Here is a 7,004-nt window from a genome sequence, read left to right on the forward strand (position 1 = left end):
GCCCACCCCCCCCCCCCCCGCCGGGCAGTCCGCGGGGAGGGGCTAGCGTCGGCGGGCATGACCGACGTTACCGGCGCGAGCGGCTACTTGCGGGCCACCCGGACGGCCTACGACATCGTGGCCGTCGACTACGAGCGGCTTCTGCGCGACGAGTTGGACCGCAAGCCGCTGGACCGCGCGATGCTCGCCGCGTTCGCCGACGTCTCGCGGGGGCCGGTCGCCGAAGTGGGGTGCGGGCCCGGGCGGGTCACCGCGCACCTGCGCGGTCTCGGCGTGGACGTGTTCGGTATCGACCTGTCGCCCGAGATGGTCGCGGTCGCCCGGCGTACGCACCCGGGCCTGCGGTTCGAGGTGGGATCGATGACCGCGCTGGACCTGGCGGACGGCGCCCTCGGCGGCGTCGTCGCCTGGTACTCCACCGTCCACACCCCGCCTGAGGTGCTGCCGACCGTCTTCGCCGAGTGCCACCGGGTGCTGGCCCCCGGCGGCCACGTGCTGCTGGCGTTCAAGGCCGGCGACCAGCACTGGCACCGGGACCGGGCGTACGGCCACGAGGTGTCGCTCGACGTCTACTGGATGCCGCCCGACGATGTCGCCGCCCTGATGACCGCGGCCGGCCTCGTCGTGGACGCCCGCCTGGTCCGCGAGCCCGACGCGACCGAACGGCCCGCGCAAGGCCGCCAGGCCTTCTTCCTGGCCCACAAGCCGGAAGGGGCGTGACGCGGCAGCGGGTGTGACGCGGCAGCGGACCGGCGGAAATTCCGTCGAACCCTTCAGCCGCCGCGTCTAGCCTGGCCGTATGGGACACGCCAAGACCTCGTACGTCTGCCTGCCGTGCCGCGCGTCGTACAAGCAGCCCTACGGTGACGCCGGCGAGCGGAAGTGCCCGCGGTGTGCGGGGGTTCTGATCCACGTGGGGTCGGCCTTCGCCCCGCCTCGGCGCAGGGACACCGCCGCCTGGCGGACGCTCTCGGTGCTGCTGAACGCCGGTGTCCGCTTCCACAAGAGCTGCTGCGGCGGACCCGGATACCGGCCCCGCACCCTGCACGAGGTGCGCGAGCGGATGGCGTACGCGCGGTGGACCGGGGAGCCGTTCGCCCGGGCTCTGGTGCGGCGCGAACTGCCTTAGCCGGAAGAGTCGTTGCGGGCGGTGGCGCGGCGGTGGGCCGCTACGCGTCCGCGGGTGGCGCACCGGCGGGAGCAGGAGCGGCGGGGCGGGCCGCCGCCCCGGACGAGGTAGACGTCGCCGCGGGCGGCGGAGGCGCACAGGCCGCCCGGACGGCGCTGGTGGTCCCGGACCAGGACGGTCAGGGCCGGGCACGACGAGGCCAGGACCCACTCGGCCCAGGGCGCGCGCCGTCGTCGCTGTCGAGGTGCGGGTGCCACGGAGTGCGGCCGTCGCGGGAGGTGAGGCAGGGATTCCGGGCCCAGGGTCAGGGAGCCGCGGCATGGGGCATCACGGGACACGTCGTCGCGGGATACGGCGCTACCTCCGCGGGGCCGCCGCCGCCCGCACGGGGGACGAGATGTCGGGCCCGGCCCTGCTGCTGGCGGGGCTGGCGGCCACCGGCTCGGCCACCACGGCGTCGTCGCTGCTGGCCGGGCTCACGGTCTCCGCGGCGGTCGGCGGCCCCGTCTTCGGCGTGCTGCTCGATCGTTCGGCGCGGCCGGGCCGGCTGCTGGCCCGGGCGCTCGGCGGCTACGCGCTGGCGCTGCTCGTCGTCCTCGGCTGCCTGGGGCGGGTCCCGCTCGCCGTCACGCTGCCGGCCGCGGTGTGCGCGGGGCTGGCGGGACCCGCGCTGTCCGGCGGGTGGACCTCCCAACTGCCCCGGGTCGTCACCGGCGAGGCCCTGCCGTGGGCCACCGCGCTCGACGCGATGACGTACGACCTCGCGAGCCTGGCGGGTCCCGCGCTGGCCGGGGTCACCGCCGGCCTCGCGGGGGCGCCCGCCGGCGTACTCGTGGCCGCCGCCCTGATCTGCCTCGCGGTGCCCTCGGCACTGGCCTTGCCCGGGGCCGGGGAGGCGGCTCGCGGAAGCGGCGCGAAGAGCCTGGCCAGCGGCCTCACCGCCGATCTCGCCGCCGGATTCCGGGCCGTCGCCCGCAGCCGGACCCTGGCCAGGGCGACCGCGACCTCGGTGATCTCCTGTACGGGCCAGGGCATGCTGCTCGCGTGCGTGCCGCTGCTCGGGGAGCGGTGCCTCGGCGGGGCGGGGCACGGCGCGCTCCTGCTGTCCGGCACCGCCGCCTCGGGGCTCGCCGCCAACGCCGTCCTCGCCCGCCGCCCGCGCCTGATGCGCCCGGACAGCGTCGTCCGCCACAGCGCCCTCGTCCTGGCCGCCGCCCTGCTGCTGGCCGCGGCGCAGCGGCCAGCGCCGCTCGTCGTCGCGATGCTGATGGCGGGCGCGGCGGAGGGACCCCAGCTCACCGCGCTCTTCGCGGTACGCCACCGCGAGGCGCCCGCGCATCTGCGGGCCAGGGTCTTCACCACGGGCGCCAGCCTGAAGATCACCGGCTTCGGGCTGGGCGCGGGCGTCGCGGGACCGATCGCCGCGTGGTCGCTCACGGGCGCCCTCCTCACCGCGGCCGGCGTCCAACTGCTCGCGGCGGCGGCCGGGTTCGCGCCCCGGAAGTGACGATCGGCCCGCGTCACGCGACCCGCCGGCCCGGGCCGGAAGACCATCGGGAACCCGCTGTCGTCACCCGCCGCACCGCAGCACGTACCGCCCGCGTCACGCGACCCAGTGGGGGCGGCGGCCCGCAGGCCCGAGCGGGAGGCCCTCCGCGAGCGCCGCCGCCATCCGCTGCACCGCCTCGCGCAGGACGTCGGGCGGCGTCGTGTACGGGATGCGGAGCCGCTGTTCGAAGACGCCGGGGGTGGTGGCGAAGCAGCCGCCGCCCTCGATCCGTACCCCGTAGGCCATGACGCGCTCGGCCAGCGCGGCGGCGACCGGTTCGCCCAGGTCGACCCACAACGACAGGCCGCCGGGCGGGAGTTGCCAGGTCCACCGGGGAAGGTGCTCGGACAGCGCGGCGGCCAGCACCGTACGCCGCTCCCGCAGTCGGTCCAGGCGGGGCGGCAGCAATTCCGCGGTGCGGTCGAGCAGGTCGAGGGCGAGGAGCTGGTCGACCACGGAGCCGCCCAGGTCGTTGGCGATGCGCTGGCCGGCGAGTTCGGTGACCAGCTGGGCGGGGGCGCGCAGCCAGCCGATCCGCAGACCGCCCCAACAGCTCTTGCTCATCGAGCCGATGGTGATGACCTGCCCGGCTCCGCCGGGACCGCCGTGCGAGGCGAAGTGCGCCGGCGCCGGCACATCGAGCGCCAGGTCGGCCATGGTCTCGTCGACGACCAGCCAGGTGCCGGAGCGCTGCGCGGCGCGCAGGACGCGGGCACGCTGGCCCGGGGGCATGAGCGAACCGGTCGGGTTGTGGAAGTCGGGTATCAGGTAGGCCAGTTGCGGCACCACCTGGTGCAGCGTCGACTCGATGATCCCGACGTCCCAGCCGTCGTCGGCGACCGGCACCGCCACCGGGCGGAGCCGGGCGCGGCGGATCGCTTCGAGGGCGTTGGGGTAGGAGGGGTGCTCGACCAGCACCCGGTCGCCGGGCTCGGCCAGCAGCCCCAGGACCAGCGTGAGCGCGTGCTGCGCGCCCGCGGTCACCAGGATCTGCTCGGGCACGGTGGCCAGCCCGCGCCGGGTGAAGCGCTCGGCGACGGCCGCGCGCAGCTCGGGCAGACCGTAGGGGTGGTAGCCGGGGGTGTGCTCGTGCTCGGCCAGCCGCGGGGCGATCCGGGCGAGGGCGCCGGCCAGCACGCCGTCCGGCAGCCCGAGGGCGGCCCTGGCCAGGTCGATCGTGGTGTCGAGCGGCGGCAGCGCCCGGGTGACACCGCTGGGCGCGGCGCCCTCGGGCAGCGCCGTCCAGGTGCCGGAGCCGCGCCGGCTGTGCGCGTAACCGCTCTCCCGCAATAGGTCGTAGGCAGCGGTGACGGTGGGCCTGCTGACGCGCAGGGCCGCGGCCAGCTCCCTTTCCGCGGGGAGCCGCATGCGCAGCGCGATCCGCCCGTCCAGGATCAGCGCGCTGATCGCCTGCGCCAGGTGCCGGTACGCGGGCCGTGCCCCCGCAGGACCGGGCAGCAGGGCGGCGAGTTGCCGGCTGCCCAGCGCGCGCCCGGCGCCGCGGTCCGCCGGCCGGAAGGGACTCGGCTCCGCCGCCATACCACTCTCCCGGGATTGGTCATGGTCTCCAGGCCAATGACTCTACAGACTCACCGCCAGTGGCCAGGACGCGCTGGTCACGTCGACACGACCACGGCGGAGGCGACCGGCACATGGCGCGGACGATGACACGGCAGGTCCACCGCCGAGCGCCCGGCAGCCGCGTTCCCCGCCCCGCCACCGGCCCGCCGCTGGGCCGCGTCCGCCTCGGCGAACGCCCGCTGCGCCGCCTGCCGCAGCTCCTGCTCGGCCTGGCCCTCTACGGTTTCAGCCTGTCGCTGCTGGTCAGGGCGTCACTGGGGGTCAACCCGTGGAGCGTGCTCTACGAAGGCCTGGAGCGGCGCACCCCGCTGAGCTTCGGCACGATCAGCGCGGTGGTCGGGGCGCTGGTGCTGCTGCTGTGGATACCGCTCAGGCAGCGGCCAGCGCTCGGCACCTTCGCGAACATCGCCGTCCTCGCGCTGTCCTCCGACCTCGGCCTGCGGCTGCTCCCCGCGCACTTCGGCCTCCCCGCACGGACCGCCCTGCTGGCCGGCGGTGTGCTGCTCAACGGGCTGTCCGTCGCGGTCTACGTCGGCGCGCGCTACGGGCCCGGGCCGCGGGACGGGCTGATGACCGGCTCGGCGGCGGTGACGGGCCGGTCGATCCGCTTCGTGCGCACCCTGATCGAACTGGCGGTGCTCGCCGCCGGCTGGCTGCTCGGCGGGAGCGTGGGCGCGGGGACGGTGCTGTACGCGGTCGCGGTCGGCCCGATCGCGCAGACCTGCCTGCCGGTGTTCGCCTACCGGGCCGCTGGGGAGGATCAGCCGACCTGGTCCGACGATGCCGACGATGCCGACGACGCCGACGGGTCCGACGGGTCCGGCTCCGACAGGTCCGGCTCGACCAGCAGTCGGGCGTAATTGGCCATCGAGCGCTGGTAGCGCGGCAGGTGCGGAGCCAGCGCGCCGACGGCCACGGAGACGGCCTCGCGTTCCCGGCCGACGTCGGTGAGGGCGAGGGCGAGCACGGCGGCCAGGGCGTCGTCGAGGTGGTCGTGGCCGGCGGCCCGCTCGGCAATGAGCAGGGCCACGCTCTCCTGCGAGCGGCCGAGGTTGCGCAGCGAACTGGCCAGCTGGATGACCGCGCGGCGGCGGCGCTCACCGCCGACGCGCGCGTCGAGGGCGGCGCGGTAGAGCGGGACGGCGCGGTCGGAGTGGCCGGTGGAGTCCCAGGCGGCGGCGCGTTCGAAGAGGGCGGCGCTGTCGCCTTCCGGCAGTTCGCCGACGAGGGCGTCCATCGCGGCGCGGAATTCCTCGTCGGGGCGGTTGCCGACGGTCGTCCACAGGTCGGCGTTCCTGCGCTCCCAGTCCGCCGAGGGGGCGGCGGTATCCGGTGCTGCGGTCATGACGTCCACGCTCCTTGCTGTGCGTTCCCCGCCGCCGGGCCGAGGTGCCCGCCGGTGAGCCGGCGGTGAGCCGGTGCTGTGCCCGGCGGTGTGCCGGTCCTGTGCGCACGGTGCTGTGCGCCCGGCCTGCGGCGCCCGGCCGCACGGAGTGCGGGGGTGCCGCTGGGGCCGCCCCGGTCAAGGCGCGTCGGTCGGCCCCGCGTCAGCGGACTCCGCGTCTGCCAAGACCTCGCCGATCACCCGGCCGTGCTCGGCCGCGAGCGCCGGGTCCGTCTCGCGGAACTGCACCATGCTGATCGCCGCCTTCCACAGCGCCCAGCCGCGCGCCCGCGCCCACGTGCCCGGGTCCTTGGCGACCGTACGGCGGAAGGCGGCGCGGCTCTCGCCGGAGAACAGCGTCCAGCTGATCACCAGGTCGCACGCCGGGTCGCCGACCCCGGAGGTGCCGAAGTCGATGACCGCGGCCAGGCGGCCGTCCTTGACCAGCAGATTGCCGCCCGCGATGTCGCCGTGGAACCATACCGGCGGCCCCGTGAAGTCGGCCGCGAGTGCCGCGTCCCACACCGCCGCGGCGCTCTTCGTGTCGACCAGGCCGTCCAGCTCGGCCAGTGCGGCGCGGGTCTCCCCGTCGTAATAGGCGGGCGGCGCGCCGCGGTGGAAGCTGTGGGCGCCGGCCGCCGGGCCGCCCGCCGGGTCGATGTCCTGCAACGCCCGCAGGAAGCCGCCGAGCACGACCGCGAAGCCGGTGAGGTCGCCGATCCGGTCGGGTGTCGTCGCCGTCTCGCCGTCCAGCCAGCCGCGCACCGACCAGTCGTACGGGTAGCCCTCCCCCGGCTCGCCCTTGCCCAGCACGGGCGGCACCGGCACGGGCAGATACGGCGCGAGCACCGGCAGCCAGGCGTTCTCCTTCTCGACGGCGGGCACGTAGCCGGCCGCCGTGGGCAGCCGTACGGTCATGTCCTGCCCGAGCCGGTACGTGCGGTTGTCCCACCCGTCGACCGCGACGGGCCGTACGGGCAGGCCGCGCCACTGCGGGAACTGGGCGGCGATCAGCCGCTCCACCAATGCCGCGTCGATGCCTGCGCGGCCGTCCGCGCTCTCGCCAGAAGTCACCCTGGGATGATCGCCATGACCTCCGGCCCCCGCAACCGGGTTATGCCTCGCCGGCGGCATGTAGGCCCTTGCGACGACCCGTCGCCTGCGGCCCGGCGGGGGCTGATCGCGCAGTTCCCCGCCCCCCTGGGGAAGTTGCCTAGTGCGGTGGCGTCGCGTCGGCCAGAAGTGGCGTGGGCGGTCTGCGCCGACGACCAGGCCGGGGCGGCCCCGGGACAGGGCCGATGCGAGCGGGCGCCGCGCGAGCGGTCCGGTCAGGCTCGTGGTGGCGGGGGATCGGGGAGGAG

7 protein-coding genes and 1 pseudogene are annotated in these 7,004 nt (G+C 76.0%); 4 read left to right on the plus strand and 4 right to left on the minus strand.

The genetic code is table 11. The features are described 5' to 3' along the window. Positions 1–57: 57 nt before the first annotated feature. On the plus strand, positions 58–720 hold the full coding sequence (locus tag V7E46_RS31275) for a class I SAM-dependent DNA methyltransferase (protein WP_333771570.1): 663 nt from the start codon (positions 58–60) through the stop codon (positions 718–720). Between the two features lie 79 nt (positions 721–799). Then, positions 800–1,129, plus strand: coding sequence for a deoxyxylulose-5-phosphate synthase (locus V7E46_RS31280; protein ID WP_333771571.1), 330 nt, complete (start codon positions 800–802; stop codon positions 1,127–1,129). On the opposite strand, the pseudogene V7E46_RS31285 reads toward V7E46_RS31280, so the two are convergent. Next, positions 1,126–1,412 (minus strand): annotated as a pseudogene (locus V7E46_RS31285) (CGNR zinc finger domain-containing protein); the annotation flags it as partial. The gene V7E46_RS31280 and the pseudogene V7E46_RS31285 overlap by 4 nt on opposite strands. Before the next feature lie 36 nt (positions 1,413–1,448). Between V7E46_RS31285 and V7E46_RS31290 the strand changes: the two are divergent. Continuing rightward, on the plus strand, positions 1,449–2,636 hold the full coding sequence (locus V7E46_RS31290) for an MFS transporter (protein WP_333771572.1): 1,188 nt from the start codon (positions 1,449–1,451) through the stop codon (positions 2,634–2,636). Between the two features lie 96 nt (positions 2,637–2,732). Here the strand turns inward: V7E46_RS31290 and yczR are convergent, their stop codons facing one another. After that, positions 2,733–4,217: a MocR-like transcription factor YczR gene (gene yczR, locus V7E46_RS31295; RefSeq protein ID WP_333771573.1), complete on the minus strand. Its 1,485-nt coding sequence runs from the start codon at positions 4,215–4,217 to the stop codon at positions 2,733–2,735. A gap of 125 nt (positions 4,218–4,342) precedes the next feature. On the opposite strand from yczR, the gene yczE reads away from it, so the two are divergent. After that, complete coding sequence (yczE, locus tag V7E46_RS31300) at positions 4,343–5,119, plus strand: membrane protein YczE (RefSeq protein WP_333771574.1); 777 nt, start codon at positions 4,343–4,345, stop codon at positions 5,117–5,119. On the opposite strand, the gene V7E46_RS31305 is transcribed toward yczE, so the two are convergent. Together V7E46_RS31305 and V7E46_RS31310 are read right to left on the minus strand one after the other, a co-directional pair. Beyond that, a complete protein-coding gene (locus V7E46_RS31305; protein ID WP_333771575.1) occupies positions 5,020–5,604 on the minus strand; it encodes a tetratricopeptide repeat protein in 585 nt (194 codons plus the stop codon). The genes yczE and V7E46_RS31305 overlap by 100 nt on opposite strands. Positions 5,605–5,781: 177 nt before the next feature. Further along, on the minus strand, positions 5,782–6,717 hold the full coding sequence (locus V7E46_RS31310; RefSeq protein ID WP_333771576.1) for an aminoglycoside phosphotransferase family protein: 936 nt from the start codon (positions 6,715–6,717) through the stop codon (positions 5,782–5,784). Positions 6,718–7,004 lie beyond the last annotated feature (287 nt).

The organism is Streptomyces sp. IBSBF 2435 (assembly GCF_036815005.1).
GTDB lineage: Bacteria > Actinomycetota > Actinomycetes > Streptomycetales > Streptomycetaceae > Actinacidiphila.

What these genes read in the sequence shown, in the direction of transcription:
- V7E46_RS31275 (WP_333771570.1), top strand. Translation starts at nt 58, where the DNA reads ATGACCGACGTTACCGGCGCGAGCGGCTACTTGCGGGCCACCCGGACG.
- V7E46_RS31280 (WP_333771571.1), top strand. Translation starts at nt 800, where the DNA reads ATGGGACACGCCAAGACCTCGTACGTCTGCCTGCCGTGCCGCGCGTCG.
- V7E46_RS31290 (WP_333771572.1), top strand. Translation starts at nt 1,449, where the DNA reads ATGGGGCATCACGGGACACGTCGTCGCGGGATACGGCGCTACCTCCGC.
- yczR (WP_333771573.1), bottom strand. Translation starts at nt 4,217, where the DNA reads ATGGCGGCGGAGCCGAGTCCCTTCCGGCCGGCGGACCGCGGCGCCGGG.
- yczE (WP_333771574.1), top strand. Translation starts at nt 4,343, where the DNA reads ATGACACGGCAGGTCCACCGCCGAGCGCCCGGCAGCCGCGTTCCCCGC.
- V7E46_RS31305 (WP_333771575.1), bottom strand. Translation starts at nt 5,604, where the DNA reads ATGACCGCAGCACCGGATACCGCCGCCCCCTCGGCGGACTGGGAGCGC.